This is a genomic window from Serratia ureilytica, from assembly GCF_017309605.1.
GTDB lineage: Bacteria > Pseudomonadota > Gammaproteobacteria > Enterobacterales > Enterobacteriaceae > Serratia > Serratia ureilytica.
In genome coordinates this window covers 2,658,314-2,673,955 of sequence record NZ_CP071320.1, presented here as the reverse complement: position 1 = coordinate 2,673,955, position 15,642 = coordinate 2,658,314, and the positions used below count along the sequence as shown (strand labels likewise).

Below are 15,642 nucleotides of genomic sequence, written 5' to 3'. Positions count from 1 at the left end.
CTGTTTGCGCCTTCGTTATTGTCGTTGCAGGTGAATCGTTGACTCATAACCGGTTCAGGTAGTCGAGCGCCTCCCGTTTGTGCACCACATCGCCGTATTTGCTGTCGATGTCGAACAGGTTGGCTTCGTGCGGGCCGGGGTGACGATCGCCGACGCACTCGCGCACCACCATGGCGCGAAAGCCGTGCTGCACCGCATCCACCGCGCTGGCGCGGATGCAGCCGCTGGTGGAGCAGCCGATCATCAGCAGCGTGTCGATCCCTTGCGCCACCAGCAGCGGCGCCAGCGCGGTGCCGAAGAAGGCGCTGGCGTATTGCTTGCTCAGCACCACCTCATCGGCCAGCGGCGCCACCGGCGGGCAGAACGCCGCCAGCGGGTTGCCCGCCACCATGTCTTTCATCACCGGCGCTTTCTTCACCCACAAGCCGCCATCGGCAAAATGGCCTGCATGATAGCGGATATGGGTGTGGATCACCGGAATTCCCGTTCGGCGCGCGCAGGCCAGCAGCTCGCGGCTTTCCTCGACCGCGCTCACCACGCCCGGCGCGAACAGCGGCGCGCCTTCGGTGGTGTAGGCCTGCATAAAGTCGATCGCCAGCAGCGCCGGGCGCCGGCCGAAGCCGATGCGCTGGCCCCAGACGCCGCGATAGTTGTCGCTGAGGGTGTCGTTCATTCTGCCTCCTCAATAAGCGCCGGACAGCAGGGCGCCGGCGCCGGGAACGATCGGTTCCAGCTCCAGCGCGGTCAGCATCGCGTAAGTGGTGGCGATGGCGGCGGTGATCACCGGTTTGCCGGTTTGGGCCTCCACCGTCGGGACGGCCGGCAGCGAAGGCATCTGCACGCAGGCGGACAGCACGATAGCATCGACCTCGCGTAAGTCCATCTCGGCGACGATCCCCGGCAGCCTGGCCGGATCGTGCCGGCCGACGTCGAGGTTGTCCGGGATCTCCAGCGCGCGCCATACTTTGACCTCGATGCCTTCGTGCTGGATGTAGTCCACCACCAGCTGGGTCAGCGGTTTCATGTAGGGCGCCACCAGCGCGATGCGTTTGGCGCCGATCACCTTCAGGCCGTTGACCAGCGCGCCGGCGCTGCTGATGACCGGCGCGGCGGCCTGATTGTCTTTCGTCACCTGCGCCAGCCGGGCCTGCGATTCGCGGTGGTAACCCAGCCCCATCGCCATGATGGCCACCAGGCAGGCGTAGCCGAGCACGTCGACCCGCGCGTCGGACAGCTCCAGCGCGCAGCGATCGGACTCGGCGTCCATCGCCGCCAATTCTTCTTTATTGACGTGTTTCATGCGCATGCGGCTGGAGTGAAAGGTGAAACGCTCCGGGCGTATCAGTTGGCGCGCGCCCAGCATTGCCGGGATCTCGGTTTCCATCGTGGTGTTGGAGCTGGGCACGATCTGGCCGATGCGGTAGTGGTTGCTCATGTCGGTGTTCCTCAGTTAATCCAGAAAATCGCCCAGGGCGCGGAAGAAGCCGTCGAAATCGTCCCACGGGATCATGTGTCCGGCGTTCTCGACCTCGACGATGGCGATCTCCGGCTGCAGCGCGCGGATCTCCGCCCGGTCTTCGGGCTGAATGACGCCGCCTTTGCCCGCGGCCATCAGCAGCGTCGGCATGGTCAGCTGCGGGTAGTCGCGGTGGCTGTCCACCTGATGAAAATCGTCGTAGGCGCGTTGGATCGCCGGCTCGTAGCAGGTGTGCAGCCACTCGGCGCGCAGCTGACGCTGTTCTTCGCTCCAGGTTGGGCAAAAGGCGCGCATCTGCTCGGCGCTCATGCCCGGCAGCGACTGCCGGATGGAGTCGGCGTACCACGGCCATTGGCCGGGATAGGCGCGGCGGCCGGGGCCGGAAACCGGCGGATCGACCAGCACCAGCCGTCGCACGCCGTCGGGCTGCAAAGCGGCGGCGCGCAGGGCGAAGCGGGCGCCCATCGAATGGCCGAGCAGGGCGTAACTGCCCAGGTTCAGCGCGGCGGCGAAGGCGTTGACGTCCTGTGCGCAGGTCTCTGCGTCATAAGCCAACTCCGGGCCGCTGGACGACAAACCGCGGCCGCGCACGTCGAGCACGTAGACGTCGTATTTTTCCCCCAGTCGCTCGGCGACGAAGCCCCAGGTGATCGCCGGGCTGGTGATGCCGGGGACCAGGATCAGCGCCGGGCCGTGGCCGCCGTAGCGCAGGTAATGTTGGCGAATGTCGTTGGCGTGAACGTGGGCGCCGTAGAGGAAGGTGCTCATGCGGCGTTCTCCGATTTCAGCGCTTGCGCGTACAGGTCATAGCCGTAGACCCAGGCCGGATCTTCCTGGGTGCGCAGGAAGGTGTTGGCGTTGGACACCGCCTGCACCCTTGATGCGCGCTCCTTGCGGTTGGCTTCATACAGCTGGAAGGCGGTGCGGTAGTCGCCGAGGCCGGTTTCCTGCAGACAGCGGGTCAGCATGGCGGCGTCTTCGATCGCCATCGCCGCGCCCTGCGCCATGTGCGGTTTCATCGGATGGCAGGCATCGCCGAGCAGCACCAGGCGGCCTTCGCTCCACAGCGGCAGCGGTTTGCGATTCAGCAATGGCCATTTGGTGACCTGCTCGCTGGATTCGATCAGCGCCTGCACGATCGGGTGGTAGCCGGCGAAGGTCTCGAACATCTCTTCGCGGCTGCTGTCGATGAAGCTGCCCTGGAAATCCCAGGCCGGGTGCGGGACGCCGCTGACGTAGTAATACTCGTCGCGCCGTTGGGTGGTGTAGTAGACCATCAGATGGCGATCCGCCGACCACCACTTTACGCAGTCTTCGAACGTCAGATTGTATTTCGCCAGCTTCTCGCCGCGGATCAGCGCGCGGTGGGCCACCCAGCCGCTGTAGGTCGGCGCTTCAGCGCCCAGCAGGTGCTCACGAATGCGCGAATTGATGCCGTCGGCGCCGATCACGATGTCGGCGTGGGCCGAGGTGCCGTCGACGAAGTTCAGCACCACCTCGTCACCGCGATCTTCAATTTTGCTCAGGCATTTGCCGAAGTGCAGGGTGCCGGGCTGCAGCGCGGAGAGCTGCAACGCCTGCAAATCGCCGCGGTGTACCGTCACATAGGCGGCGCCGTACTCCCGGCGGGCGAAGGCGCCCAGTTCGATGCGCGACAGGTAGTCGCCGCTTTCGGCGTCGCGGCTGAACCAGAAATCGGGATGAGACGCCATCTGCTCCAACCGCTGCTCAATACCGAGGCGGCGGAAAATCTTCAGTACGTTCGGCCCCATGTGAATGCCCGCGCCGAGGCGTGAGAACGCCGGGCTCTGTTCATACAGATCGACGGTAAAGCCGGCTTTTTGCAGCAGCCCGGCGGCAGCGGCGCCCCCCAGCCCGGCGCCGACGACGGCGATGCGTGGTTGTTTGCTCATCATGTTTCCCCTGTCTGTTGGCTTTTTTCAGCGTAGGTCCAACGCATGGCTGGACGATCGATTTATAGTGCACACGCTAGATAACGCAAAGTTGCAAAAGTGTTAAATCAGATCTTGCTCACGCTAATTGACGGCGTATTACTGTTAAACTCATGTTAATCACAGGATTGACGCGGGATGAAATAGGACTTTCTTATGGTGGATATTCGCAGCTTGCTTTCCTTTGCTTTTTTGACTTAGATAAAACGAGTGTGTTCACTTTAAATTGTTTGAAAAATAACCGCCGCCTTGCGGGCGTCGGTCACCCTTGACGAGACAGGAGACAGGCCATGGCGGTCAATGAAACCCAGTTGGTACAGCTGTTCGAGCAGGTGCTTACGCTGTCGAAGGTCGATGCTTCGCAGAGCGTGGCGATTTTGAAAAGCCATTATTCCGATGCGCGCACGGTGCGCGCCGCGACCGACGCGGCGCTGCGGCTGGGCGCCAAGGTGTATGCCGTCGAACTGCCGGCGTTCAACCATCCGCGAGCGATGGGCAACGACATGACCGCCTATTGCGGCGATACCGCGCTGACCGGCAATCTGGCGGCGCAGCGTGCGCTGGAGGCCGCCGACCTGATCGTCGATACCATGATGCTGCTGCATTCGCCGGAGCAGGAACAGATCCTGAAAACCGGCACCCGCATCCTGCTGGCGGTGGAGCCGCCGGAGGTGCTGGCGCGCATGTTGCCCAACGCGGAGGACAAGGCGCGGGTGCTGGCCGCCGCCGCCGTGCTGGAGCAGGCGAAGCTGATGCAGGTAACCTCCGCCGCCGGCAGCGATTTCCGCGCGCCGCTGGGGCAATACCCGACGGTGACCGAGTACGGCTATGCCGATGAACCGGGGCGCTGGGATCACTGGCCGAGCGGTTTCCTGTTCACCTGGCCAAATGAGGAGCAGGCGGAAGGGGTGCTGGTGCTGGAGGTCGGCGATATTTTGCTGCCGTTCAAAAGCTATGCGCGCGAACGCATCACGCTGGAGATCGAAAAAGGGTTCGTCACCCGCATTCACGGCGGCTTCGAGGCGGAATACCTGCGCGAATATATGAAATACTTCGACGATCCGGAGGTGTACGGCATCTCGCACATCGGCTGGGGCCTGCAGCCGCGCGCCCAGTGGACGGCGATGGGCCTGCACGACAAGAACGACGGTATGTGCATGGACGCGCGCGCGTTCTACGGCAACTTCCTGTTCTCCACCGGGCCGAACACCGAAGTGGGCGGCACGCGCAAAACGCCTTGCCATATGGATATCGCGCTGCGCCGCTGCGACATTCGCCTCGACGGGCAAACGGTGGTGGCGGACGGTGAAGTGGTGGCGCCGGAGGCGTCGCGCGTGCGCCGGGCGTAATCGTTGCTGCCAACGGCGGGGGTTTGTACTATTCTCGTGGATTCCATAGATGGTGAGAGTAACGCAATGACGCCCCCCGAATACCCGTCAGCCGTGAGCGGCCAACCCGAAAATTATCATTTTACCGAGCAAGTCGGGCACCTGCTGCGCAAGGTTTATCAGCGCCACGTGGCGATTTTCCAGCAAAACGTCGGCGATTCGCAGCTGACGGCGGTGCAGTTCATCACCCTGTGCGCGGTGCGCGATATGGGGCCGAGCTCGCTGACCGAGCTGGTGCAGGTGACGGCGGTGGATCAGGCCACCATCCGCGGCATCGTCGAACGGCTGAAGGCGCGCGATCTGATCACGGTAACGCCGGATCCGATCGATCGGCGCAAGGTGGTGGTCGGCCTCACCGACGCCGGCGGCGCGCTGCTGGCGGAAACGGTGCCGCAGGCGGCGAAAATCACAGAACTGACGTTCGGTACGCTGAACCCGGCCGAACGGATAGCGCTGATATTCCTGCTGAATAAAATGCTGGAAGAACCTGCCACCGGCTGATTCGCCCGCGCAACGTCGGTTGCCTGGTGGTCGGCGGCGAGAGGCCAGCCCATAAGATCATCACGTGCAGGCGGAGACGCGAACAATGGCGATATCTGAAGTGCAATCGCCCAGGGACGGCGCTAAAACCACGCTGACGGAGCATCCGCTGATGCTGTCGGTGAACGGCGAACAGCTTCATGCGCAGGTGATGGCGGATACGCCGCTCTTGCTGGTACTGCGCAACGATCTGGCGCTCAACGGCCCGAAATACGGCTGCGGTCTGGGCGAATGCGGTGCGTGTACCGTGTTGATCGACGGCGTGGCGGCGCGCTCCTGCGTGATCCCGGCGCTCGGCGTGTCCGGACGGGCGATTGTGACCCTGGAAGGCCTTGGCGATCGCCAGCGCCTGCACCCAGTGCAGCGTGCCTTTATCGAAGAGCAGGCGGCGCAATGCGGCTACTGCCTCAATGGCATGATCATGACCACCAAAGCCCTGTTGGATCGCAATCCCGCCCCGAGCGAGGCGGAGATCCGTCAGGCGCTGTCCGGCAACCTGTGCCGCTGCGGCACCCATCTCGAAATCCTGCGTGCGGTTCAGCGCGCCATCATTCTCTGCCGCGATGAGGAGGCCCACGCCCATGACTGATTCCCGTGTCCCATCGCCGAGCCAGGCCGACTTGCTGCAGCGCGACGGCGTGCTGCTGATCGTCGACAGCGTGCAACCGCCTTCGGGGCCGGTGCCCAAAGGGCAAACGCCGGTACTGAAGCCCAAAGAGCAGGGGCTGTTTATCGCCCTGTGCGGCAGCGGCGAAATCTATGCCTTTAACGGCCATGTCGATCTTGGCACCGGCGTGCGCACCGCGCTCGGGCAGATCGTCGCCGAAGAGCTGTACCTGCGCATGGATCAGGTGCAAATGGTGTTGGGCGATACCGAACGCGCGCCGAATCAGGGCGCCACCATCGCCAGCGCCACGCTGCAGATCTCCGCCGTGCCGCTGCGCAACGCCGCCGCCGAAGCGCGCCGTTGGCTGTTGCGCCAGGCGGCGCAGCGCTTCGATGCGCCGGTGGAACAGCTGACGCTGGAGGAGGGCGTGATCCGCAGCCCGCAGGGGCAGGCGCTCAGCTACGCCGAGCTGGTGGCCGGCGGTCATGTCGAGCTGTCGATTTCCGGCGACGCGCCGCTGAAACCGCAGGCGGAATATCGCCTGGTGGGCACCAGCGCCGCGCGCGTCGATATTCCGGCCAAGGCGACCGGCGAAACCACCTACGTACACGATATGCGCCTGCCGAACATGCTGCATGGCCGGGTGGTGCGGCCGCCCTATGCCGGGTACGACAGCGGCGAATTTGTCGGCACCAGCCTGCTGGCGGTGGACGAAACCTCGATCGCGCATATTCCCGGCATCGTCAAACTGGTGGTGATCGGCGATTTCATCGGCATTGTCGCCGAGCGCGAAGAGCAGGCGATCAAGGCGGCGCAGGCGCTGCAGGTCAGTTGGAAAGACTGGCGCCGCAATTTGCCGCAGATGACCGACGTGGCGCAGGCGCTGCGCGACAATCCGCACTCGACCCGGGTGGTGCACGATACCGGCGATGTGGACGCGGCGCTGGCGGCGGCCGACAGGCGTTTCACCCGCAGCTACCTTTGGCCGTATCAGCTGCATGCCTCGATCGGCCCTTCCTGCGCGCTGGCGGACTACCGGCCGGAGCGCCTGCAGGTCTGGTCAGGCAGCCAGAACCCGCACCTGCTGCGCGCCGATCTGGCCTGGCTGCTGGAGTACCCGGAAGCGCAGATCGAGATCGTTCGCATGGAGGCGGCCGGTTGCTATGGCCGCAATTGCGCCGATGACGTCTGCGCCGACGCGGCGTTGCTGTCGCGCGCGGTGGGCAGGCCGGTGCGGGTGCAGCTGACCCGCGAACAAGAACATGTGTGGGAACCGAAGGGCACGGCGCAGCTGATGGAGGTGGACGGCGGGCTGGACGCCGCCGGGCACCCGGTCGCCTACGATTTTCGCACCTATTATCCTTCCAACGGCGCGCCGACGCTGGCGCTGCTGCTGACCGGCCGGGTCGAACCGCTGCCGGTGGCCTATGAAATGGGCGACCGCACCTCGGTGCCACCTTATGAGTATCCGGCGCTGCGCGTCAGCATCGAGGACATGGCGCCGATCGTGCGCGCCTCCTGGATGCGTGGCGTTTCCGCCTTGCCGAACACCTTCGCCCACGAATCTTATATCGATGAGCTGGCCCACGCCGCCGGCGTCGATCCGCTGGAATATCGGCTGCGCTATATCCATGACGAACGCGCCAGTGAACTGATGCGCAGCACCGCAGAACGCGCCGGCTGGACGCCGCACACCGAACCGATGCAGACCCCGGCGGAAGACGGCGTGCTGCGCGGGCGCGGCTTTGCTTATGCCCGTTACATCCACAGCAAGTTTCCCGGCTTTGGCGCGGCCTGGGCCGCCTGGGTGGCCGACGTGGCGATCGACAAAGCCAGCGGCGAAGTGGCGGTGACGCGCATCGTGGTCGGCCACGACGCGGGCATGATGGTTAACCCGGACGGCGTGCGCCACCAAATTCACGGCAACGTATTGCAATCGACCAGTCGGGTGTTGAAAGAGCGCGTGACCTTTGAGGAATCGACGGTCTCCGCCAAAGAGTGGGGGGCTTACCCGATCTTGACCTTCCCGGAGGTGCCGGAGGTGGACGTGGTGATGATGCCTCGCCCTTACGAACCGCCGCTGGGCGCTGGGGAGTCGGCGTCGGTGCCCAGCGCGGCGGCCATCGCCAACGCGGTGTTCGACGCCACCGGCATTCGTTTTCGCGAGCTGCCGATCACCTCGGACAAGCTGCGTGAGGCGCTGAACGGGCCGGACGCCGAGCGGCAGGCCGCGCCGCCCAAGAAAAAGAAGCGCGGCAAATGGTGGTTCGGCGGCGCGGCGGGGCTGTTCGGTGCCGTGCTGGGCATCGCCGGCAGCGCCTTGCCGTGGCGGGCGGAGATCTCGCCGGTGGCGACGCCCGGCGCCGGCACCTGGTCGGCCGCCACGCTGGAGCGCGGCCGTCAGTTGGCCACCGCCGGAGACTGCGCGGTTTGCCATACCGCGTCGGAAGGGGCGACCAACGCCGGCGGGCTGGCGATGGCGACGCCGTTCGGTACGCTCTACAGCACCAACATTACTCCGGACGTGGCAACCGGCATCGGCAACTGGTCATTTACCGCATTCGATCGGGCGATGCGCCAAGGCATCGCCCGCGACGGTCGCCACCTCTATCCGGCATTTCCTTACACCGCCTTCAGCAAAATGACCGACGGCGACATGCAGGCGCTGTACGCTTATCTGATGTCGCAACCGGCGGTGCGCCAGAGCAACCCGGCCAATCAGATGCGCTTCCCGTTTAACCTGCGGCCGCTGATGGCGGGCTGGAACGCGCTGTTCCTGCGCCAGGGGGAATTTCAACCCGATCCGCAACAAAGCGCGCAGTGGAATCGCGGCGCCTATCTGGTCAACGGGCTCGGCCACTGCGCCGCCTGCCATTCGCCGCGCAATCTGCTGGGGGCGGAAAAGGGCGGCGCGGCTTTCCTGGCGGGGGGGATGGTGGACGGGTGGGAAGCGCCGGCGCTGAATCAATTGGCCAACGCGGACAAACCCTGGACCGAGGAACAGCTGTTTCAGTACTTCCGCAGCGGGCATTCCGCCGAGCACGGCGTGGCGGCCGGGCCGATGAGGCCGGTGGTCAGCGAACTGGCGACGTTGCCGCAGAGCGATCTGCGGGCGATGGCCAACTATGTGATGTCGCTGAGCGCCAAGGCGACGCTGAATGTGGAACCGCAGGCGCAGTTGGCGGCCCGCGCGTTGCCTGCGGGTCAACTGGCGGGCGAGCGGTTGTTTCAGGGCGCTTGCCAGGCCTGTCACAGCGCCGCCGCCGGCGGGCCGCAGTTGTTCGGCGTCAGCCCGGATCTGGCCAATAACACCAATATCTTCAGCGATCGCCCCGATAACCTGATCAAGGTGATCCTGCAAGGGATCCCCAAACCGGCCACCGCCGAATTGGGCTTTATGCCGGGCTTTAAGGACAGCTTTTCCGATCGGCAGGTGACGGCGCTGGTGAATTATCTGCGCCATCGCTATGCCGGCGACAAACCGGCCTGGCGCGACGTGGAGGCTCAGGTGGCGCGGCTGCGCGCAGAGCCGGGCACGCACTGAGCCGCCTCAGGCTTGGCGCAGGAATGCCACCAGCCGCTGCGCCGGCAGCGGCAGCTGCGCCAGGTCACGCACCGCGATCGACAGGCGCCGGGTCGCCCACTCGTCTGTCAACGTCAGTGCGCTGTGCCGAATTTGCGGATGGCGTTGGGCGCTCTCTTCCGGCACCACCGCCAGCCCGGCACCGCGCAGCACCATGCGGCAGATGGCGTCGAAATGAGCCGCGCGCGCCCGCAGCCGCATCGGGCCGCCGCTGCGTATCGCCAGCTGTTCCAGATGCTGTTGCAGCGCACTCTCTTCCGGCAGGCCGATGAAATCAAAAGGCAGGGCGTCCGCAAAGCTGAGCGTGCGGCGGCCGCTGAGCGCATGCCCCGGCGGCAACGCCAGCACCAGACGATCCTGGCGAAAAGGGTAGCTTGCCAGCCCACGCAGATCGGCGTGATCCGCCGCGATGCCGATATCCGCTGCCTGTTCAGCGATCGCCTGCGCGATGGCCGGGCTGGGCAGCTCCTCCAGTACAATATCGGTATGCGGGTGCAGCACCAGAAAATCCGCCAACAGCTCCGGCAGAAAAGCGTCGGCGGCGACGGTATTGGCGACGATGCGCAGTCGGCTGCGCTGGCCCGGCGCGAACTCGGCCAGGTCGCCGCGCAACCGCTCACGCTGCTGTAAGAGCACTCGCGCGTGATGCAACAGGCGCTCACCGGCGGGCGTCGCCTGGACGCCGCGCGGATTGCGCGTCAGCAGCGCTACGCCGGCCTGTTGCTCTAGCCCGCGCATGCGGGCGCTGGCGGCGGCCAGCGACAGCCCAACGCGCTCGGCGCCGGCGGTGATGCTGCCGGTCTCGAGCACCGCCGCCAACAGCCGCAGATCGATAAAGTCAAAATGCATGCGTTTTCCCTCTGTCTTTGCCGCAGGCAGGCTCTGCCATTGCCGCATTGTGCCGCGCCATACCGCCGGCCACAATCGAGCCGTTGATTCGCCATAAGGATAGACGCATGTCGCTGACGCTACTCGAGATTATCGCCCTGACGGGCATTTTTACACTGGCCGGCACGGTCAAAGGAGCGATCGGTCTGGGGCTGCCGACCGTGTCGATGGGGCTGCTCAGCCTGATGATGCCGCCGGGTCAGGCCGCCGCGTTGTTGTTGCTGCCTTCGCTGATCACCAACCTGTGGCAGTTGCTGTGCGGGGCGCGGCTGTGGGCGCTGTGCCGCCGGCTCTGGCCGATGATGCTGTGTGTCACGCTTGGCACGGTGTTGAGCGCGGGGGCGCTCACTGCCGGCGACGGCCGCCTGGCGCCGCTGGCGCTGGGCGTGTGTCTGATCGGTTATGCGCTGCTGGGTTTTACCCGTTTCGACTGGCGCGTTTCCGCTGCGGCGGAACCCTGGTTGGGGCCGCTGTGCGGCCTGGTGACCGGTGCGCTGACCGGCGCCACCGGAGTGTTCGTCATTCCGGCGGTGCCTTACCTGAATGCGTTGGGCCTGGCGCGCGACGATCTGGTGCAGGCGCTGGGGCTGTCGTTCACCGTCTCGACGCTGGCGCTGGCCGCCGGTTTAGCCTGGCATCAGGCGCTGCCCGCCACGCTGCTCGGCGGTTCGCTGTTGGCGCTGTTGCCGGCGTTGGGCGGCATGTGGCTGGGGGAGAGGGTGCGCCGTCATTGTCGCCCGCAGCTGTTCCGCCGCCTCTTCTTTATTGGGTTATTAATCTTGGGCGTTGAGATTATTTGGCGATTCAATTAATTGAATCGATAGCATGCGCGTGTAATTAGGTTCGATATATTATTCTGGGGTTTATTTTAATATGATGAGTTGCAATGTTTAGAACACACTTTTCTTATTGGTTTTTTTCATGGAATACAGGGTGGTTATGGATTGTTATTAGTGTGTTTTACATTTGCCACTGCAGCTGTTTTTAATGACTGTAAAACCAGTAAACCCATAGGAGAGTATTTATGAAGGAAATTTTAAGTAGCCAATTCGATGCGGTGTCAGGTGGATGGCAGGATCGAGATGGGAGCGGCAAAAGATCGTCTGATAACGGAGATGGGGTATATGATGAATAGATATGTTGTTTTTATAAAGAGTGATGAGTCAAAAGTGCTAAGAAAGGAAGTGGTTACGCGAGAAATAATTAAAGGCATGAAGCAGAAGGGGTTCAGAAAGCATCATATCGAAGTAGAAGCTGAGAACGAAAGCGATGCCATTAAAAAATTAAATAAGAACAGCAATGATTATTTGGATTCATTGAGAAATTTTTCAGGTGATTTATTGTTCTGTTCTATTTTTGTTATTGTTATGACGATCGTCTATTTTGCCACGATGAAAATGAGTTAGAAGTAGATGCTGTAGGATTTAAAAAACAAAAAGGCTTGTCGAACTGGAACTCTCTGATTTTTCTCTGGATATGTTGCTGTCATTGGGTGAAACATACGTTCATAAAAATTTATTGGCGCCAGGATCACCCAGAAGATTTAAAGGTGTTTATTTTAATAGTTTCATATCCTCTCACCAAAATTAACTGACCTTCTGCTTATTTTATTGTCAATACAGTAGTCTGTGAATTTGAATGTTAGCTATCACTAAGGGACGCTGCTCATGTTTCGCCAGGAAGCGATCGAGAATCAGAAAATGAAATGGCGTGGCAGGGCGCTTCTGCTACCCGGTATTCCCGTTTGGGGCACGACAGGGCTCTGCCTGTTTTTCTTCATCGCCTTTCTCACCTTCGCGATCGCCGGTACCTATACCCGGCGGGTCAACGTGACCGGCGAGATCAGCACTTATCCGCGCGCCGCCAACGTTTATTCCGCCGTCCAGGGGATAGTGGTCAAGCAATTCGTCACCGAAGGGCAGGTGATTGCCGCTGGTGCCCCCATTTACCAGATCGACGTCAGCAAGAGTACCCGTAGCGGTGTGATCAGCGACAACCAGCGCCGGGATATCGATGGCCAGCTGGCACGCATTGCGCAAATCATCAACCGACTGGAAAGCAGCAAGCAGGCCACGCTTATCATGCTGGAACAACAGAAGGCGCAATACACCGCCGCATTCACCCGTTCCACCGATATCCTCAAACGCGCCCAGGAAGGGATTCGCATCATGAAGGAAAACATGGAGAACTACCGGCACTATCAGACCAAAGGGCTGATCAATAAGGATCAGCTCACCAACCAGGTGGCGCTGTATTACCAGCAGCAGAACAACCTGCTGGGCCTGTCCGGCCAGAACGAACAGAATGCGCTGCAGATCACCGCGCTGGAAAGCCAGATCCATATCCAGGCTGCCGAATTCGACAACCAGATTTACCAGATGGAGCTGCAGCGCTACGAGCTGCAAAAGGAGCGGCAAAACATAGATGCCACTGGCGATATTATCGTTCGCGCGCTGGCCGGCGGCCGTATCGATTCGCTGAGCGTCACGGTTGGCCAAATGGTCAACGTCGGCGACAGTCTGCTGCAGATTATCCCGCAAAACATCGATCGCTATGCCCTGGTACTGTGGGTGCCCAACGACGCTATCCCCTACATCGTCGCCGGCGATAAGGTCAATGTGCGCTATGACGCTTTTCCGGCGGAGAAATTTGGCCAGTTTGCCGGTACGGTGGCCGTCATCTCCAAAGCCCCGGCCTCGCCGCAGGAAATGCTGACCTATCAGGGAGCGCCCAAAGCGGCGCTGACCGCCGCCGTGCCGTACTACAAGGTGATCGTCATGCCGGAGAAACAGGCCATTGCCTATGACGGTAAACGTCTGAGCCTGGAAAACGGCATGAAAGCGCAAAGCACCCTGTTTCTGGAAAAAAGGAAGATTTATCAATGGATGCTGTCGCCGTTCTACGACATGAAACACAGCGCGACGGGGCCAGTCAATGAGTAGGACCTCATTCAAACAACGGGTCAGCCAACTGGATCTGCGGTTGCGCCACCGGGTTTCGATGGTGCACCAGACCGAGTCGTCGGAATGCGGGCTGGCCTGTCTGGCGATGATCTGCGGTTATTACGGCAAAAATATCGACATGATCGCGCTGCGCCGGCAGTTCAACCTGTCAACCCGCGGTGCAACGCTGGTTGGACTGACCGGTATCGCCGAGCAATTGGGGTTGAGTACCCGTCCCCTGTCTCTGGATCTGGACGAACTCGGCGCGCTAAAACTGCCCTGCATTTTGCACTGGGAATTCAACCATTTTGTGGTGCTGGTCAGCGTCAAAGGCCACCGCGCAGTGCTGCATGATCCGGCGCGCGGGCGCCGGGCCGTCAGCCTGACGGAACTGTCGCACAGTTTCACCGGCGTAGCGCTTGAGGCCTGGCCTGGCAGCGAATTCACCGCCGACAGCGTCCGCCATCGCATTCATCTTCGCACGCTGATCGGCAGCGTGCATGGCCTCAAGGGGGCGCTCGGCAAAATTTTTTGCCTGTCTCTGGTATTCGAAACCATCAACCTGGTGATGCCCATCGGCACGCAGCTGGTGATGGATCATGCTATTCCTGCCGGAGATCGCGGGTTACTGTCGCTCATCTGCGCCGGATTGATGCTGTTTATCTTGTTGCGGGCCGCCATCGGCATGGTGCGGGCATGGTCAGGATTGGTCATGGCGACGCTTATCAACGTTCAGTGGCAGTCCGGGTTGTTCACCCATCTGCTGCGCCTGCCGCTCGGTTACTTTGAACGTCGTAAGCTGGGGGACATTCAGTCACGCTTCGGTTCACTGGATACGCTGCGCAGCACTTTCACCACCAGCATCGTCGGCGCCATCATGGACGGCATCATGGTGATCGGTGTGCTGGTGATGATGGCGCTGTATGGCGGCTGGCTGACCTGGGTAGTGCTCACTTTCACTGCGCTTTATGTGTTGATGCGACTGCTGACCTACGGCTATTACCGTCAGCTGTCTGAGGAGGCGCTGGTGAGAGAGGCTCGGGCCGGCTCGTATTTTATGGAAACGCTGTACGGTATCGCTACCGTCAAGATGCAGGGCATGGCAGAACGCCGCATCGCTCACTGGCTAAACCTTGAAATCGACACCATCAACACGGGGATCCGCGTCACCCGAATGGACATGCTGTTTGGCGGGATCAACACCTTTATAGCGGCGTGTGACCAGATCGTCATTCTGTGGTTGGGAACCAGCCTGGTGATCGATAACCAGATGACCCTCGGTATGTTCGTGGCGTTCGGCGCCTTTCGGGGGCAGTTCTCCGACCGCATCGGGTCGCTGACGGAATTTTTGCTGCAGCTGCGCATGATGAGCCTGCATAACGAGCGCATTGCCGATATCGCCCTGCATCCGCGGGAGGAGCGTAAACCCGATCAGCCTTACACGGCGGGCCTGCAACCTTTGGGATTGACGACCCATGCCCTGAGCTATCGTTACGACAGCCAGTCACCGGCTATCTTTGATGGCCTGGACATCAGCGTTGCGCCGGGCGAAAGCGTGGCCATCGTGGGCCCGTCCGGCGCCGGAAAAACCACGCTGATGAAGGTGTTGTGCGGACTGTTTACCCCGGCTGCAGGGCGGGTTGAGGTGAACGGCGTCGATATCCGGCAGCTCGGCATCAACAACTACCACAAAATGATTGCCTGCGTGATGCAGGACGACAAACTGTTCTCCGGCTCAATCCGCGAAAATATTTGCGGGTTCGCGGACAAGATGGATGATGCCTGGATGGAAGCCTGTGCCCGTGCCAGCTATCTGCATGAGGTGATCATGCGCATGCCGATGGGGTATGAAACCCCGATCGGCGAGTTGGGGGAAGGGTTGTCCGGCGGGCAAAAACAACGGCTATTCATAGCCCGGGCAATCTACAAGAAACCGGCTATTTTGTTCCTGGATGAGGCCACCAGTGCGCTGGATAAGGAGAGCGAAGCTGCCGTGAATCAGGCAATTAAGAGACTCAATATCACTAAGCTGATCATTGCCCACCGTGAAACGACCATTGCGTCGGCAGATCGGGTTATCCATATTGGATAAGGGGGGGATATCACCTGCGCCACAAGCCACTTACATTGCTTTTCTCCCTAAAAACCCAATAAGTGGCGATGGGGCAAGGCTATTTTTACTGCTCGCTTACGCTTTCAATTTACGGCGCGGCGCATTGCGCGATATTCTGGTTTTCTGATGGGCTAACGGCGGATGAGGGAACC

Annotated in this window: 13 protein-coding genes; 8 read left to right on the top strand and 5 right to left on the bottom strand. The window is 61.8% G+C overall.

The features are described 5' to 3' along the window. Window positions 1–43 precede the first annotated feature (43 nt). From J0X03_RS12385 to J0X03_RS12370, 4 genes are read right to left on the bottom strand one after another with little or no spacing between them, the layout of a single operon-like run. Entirely contained in the window at window positions 44–673 is a 630-nt protein-coding gene (locus J0X03_RS12385; protein ID WP_033634448.1) for an N-carbamoylsarcosine amidohydrolase, read from the bottom strand. A gap of 9 nt (window positions 674–682) precedes the next feature. Beyond that, a complete protein-coding gene (locus tag J0X03_RS12380) occupies window positions 683–1,435 on the bottom strand; it encodes a maleate cis-trans isomerase family protein (RefSeq protein ID WP_016927838.1) in 753 nt (250 codons plus the stop codon). 15 nt (window positions 1,436–1,450) lie between these two features. Next, window positions 1,451–2,245 (bottom strand): alpha/beta fold hydrolase, encoded by a 795-nt coding sequence (locus J0X03_RS12375; RefSeq protein WP_046686995.1) that lies wholly within the window; start codon window positions 2,243–2,245, stop codon window positions 1,451–1,453. Continuing rightward, entirely contained in the window at window positions 2,242–3,393 is a 1,152-nt protein-coding gene (locus J0X03_RS12370; protein ID WP_033645813.1) for an FAD-dependent monooxygenase, read from the bottom strand. The genes J0X03_RS12375 and J0X03_RS12370 overlap by 4 nt, the downstream gene beginning before the upstream one ends. A 326-nt stretch (window positions 3,394–3,719) precedes the next feature. Here J0X03_RS12370 and J0X03_RS12365 point away from each other — a divergent pair, with 326 nt between their 5' ends. From J0X03_RS12365 to J0X03_RS12350, 4 genes are all read left to right on the top strand, one after another. Beyond that, complete coding sequence (locus J0X03_RS12365; RefSeq protein WP_046686996.1) at window positions 3,720–4,778, top strand: 2,5-dihydroxypyridine 5,6-dioxygenase; 1,059 nt, start codon at window positions 3,720–3,722, stop codon at window positions 4,776–4,778. 66 nt (window positions 4,779–4,844) lie between these two features. After that, entirely contained in the window at window positions 4,845–5,318 is a 474-nt protein-coding gene (locus J0X03_RS12360; RefSeq protein ID WP_028128198.1) for a MarR family winged helix-turn-helix transcriptional regulator, read from the top strand. A gap of 85 nt (window positions 5,319–5,403) precedes the next feature. Beyond that, window positions 5,404–5,946: a (2Fe-2S)-binding protein gene (locus tag J0X03_RS12355; protein WP_129993106.1), complete on the top strand. Its 543-nt coding sequence runs from the start codon at window positions 5,404–5,406 to the stop codon at window positions 5,944–5,946. Continuing rightward, on the top strand, window positions 5,939–9,508 hold the full coding sequence (locus tag J0X03_RS12350) for a molybdopterin cofactor-binding domain-containing protein (protein ID WP_160204268.1): 3,570 nt from the start codon (window positions 5,939–5,941) through the stop codon (window positions 9,506–9,508). Before J0X03_RS12355 ends, J0X03_RS12350 begins: the two co-directional genes overlap by 8 nt. A gap of 6 nt (window positions 9,509–9,514) precedes the next feature. On the opposite strand, the gene J0X03_RS12345 is transcribed toward J0X03_RS12350, so the two are convergent. Further along, complete coding sequence (locus J0X03_RS12345; protein ID WP_033642996.1) at window positions 9,515–10,396, bottom strand: LysR family transcriptional regulator; 882 nt, start codon at window positions 10,394–10,396, stop codon at window positions 9,515–9,517. A 107-nt stretch (window positions 10,397–10,503) separates the two neighbouring features. Between J0X03_RS12345 and J0X03_RS12340 the strand changes: the two genes are divergently transcribed. From J0X03_RS12340 to J0X03_RS12325, 4 genes are all read left to right on the top strand, one after another. Further along, on the top strand, window positions 10,504–11,247 hold the full coding sequence (locus J0X03_RS12340) for a sulfite exporter TauE/SafE family protein (protein WP_160204269.1): 744 nt from the start codon (window positions 10,504–10,506) through the stop codon (window positions 11,245–11,247). Between the two features lie 270 nt (window positions 11,248–11,517). Then, window positions 11,518–11,841, top strand: coding sequence for a hypothetical protein (locus tag J0X03_RS12335; protein WP_122004675.1), 324 nt, complete (start codon window positions 11,518–11,520; stop codon window positions 11,839–11,841). A 261-nt stretch (window positions 11,842–12,102) separates the two neighbouring features. After that, window positions 12,103–13,377 carry an HlyD family secretion protein gene (locus J0X03_RS12330; protein ID WP_033642998.1) on the top strand — a complete coding sequence of 425 codons (1,275 nt, stop codon included), beginning with the start codon at window positions 12,103–12,105 and terminating at the stop codon, window positions 13,375–13,377. Next, window positions 13,370–15,469 (top strand): peptidase domain-containing ABC transporter, encoded by a 2,100-nt coding sequence (locus J0X03_RS12325; RefSeq protein WP_160204270.1) that lies wholly within the window; start codon window positions 13,370–13,372, stop codon window positions 15,467–15,469. The genes J0X03_RS12330 and J0X03_RS12325 overlap by 8 nt, the downstream gene beginning before the upstream one ends. Window positions 15,470–15,642: the final 173 nt, after the last annotated feature.

What these genes read in the sequence shown, in the direction of transcription:
- J0X03_RS12385 (WP_033634448.1), bottom strand. Translation starts at nt 673, where the DNA reads ATGAACGACACCCTCAGCGACAACTATCGCGGCGTCTGGGGCCAGCGC.
- J0X03_RS12345 (WP_033642996.1), bottom strand. Translation starts at nt 10,396, where the DNA reads ATGCATTTTGACTTTATCGATCTGCGGCTGTTGGCGGCGGTGCTCGAG.
- J0X03_RS12330 (WP_033642998.1), top strand. Translation starts at nt 12,103, where the DNA reads ATGTTTCGCCAGGAAGCGATCGAGAATCAGAAAATGAAATGGCGTGGC.
- J0X03_RS12375 (WP_046686995.1), bottom strand. Translation starts at nt 2,245, where the DNA reads ATGAGCACCTTCCTCTACGGCGCCCACGTTCACGCCAACGACATTCGC.
- J0X03_RS12340 (WP_160204269.1), top strand. Translation starts at nt 10,504, where the DNA reads ATGTCGCTGACGCTACTCGAGATTATCGCCCTGACGGGCATTTTTACA.
- J0X03_RS12335 (WP_122004675.1), top strand. Translation starts at nt 11,518, where the DNA reads ATGGGAGCGGCAAAAGATCGTCTGATAACGGAGATGGGGTATATGATG.
- J0X03_RS12355 (WP_129993106.1), top strand. Translation starts at nt 5,404, where the DNA reads ATGGCGATATCTGAAGTGCAATCGCCCAGGGACGGCGCTAAAACCACG.
- J0X03_RS12370 (WP_033645813.1), bottom strand. Translation starts at nt 3,393, where the DNA reads ATGATGAGCAAACAACCACGCATCGCCGTCGTCGGCGCCGGGCTGGGG.
- J0X03_RS12325 (WP_160204270.1), top strand. Translation starts at nt 13,370, where the DNA reads ATGAGTAGGACCTCATTCAAACAACGGGTCAGCCAACTGGATCTGCGG.
- J0X03_RS12360 (WP_028128198.1), top strand. Translation starts at nt 4,845, where the DNA reads ATGACGCCCCCCGAATACCCGTCAGCCGTGAGCGGCCAACCCGAAAAT.
- J0X03_RS12380 (WP_016927838.1), bottom strand. Translation starts at nt 1,435, where the DNA reads ATGAGCAACCACTACCGCATCGGCCAGATCGTGCCCAGCTCCAACACC.
- J0X03_RS12365 (WP_046686996.1), top strand. Translation starts at nt 3,720, where the DNA reads ATGGCGGTCAATGAAACCCAGTTGGTACAGCTGTTCGAGCAGGTGCTT.
- J0X03_RS12350 (WP_160204268.1), top strand. Translation starts at nt 5,939, where the DNA reads ATGACTGATTCCCGTGTCCCATCGCCGAGCCAGGCCGACTTGCTGCAG.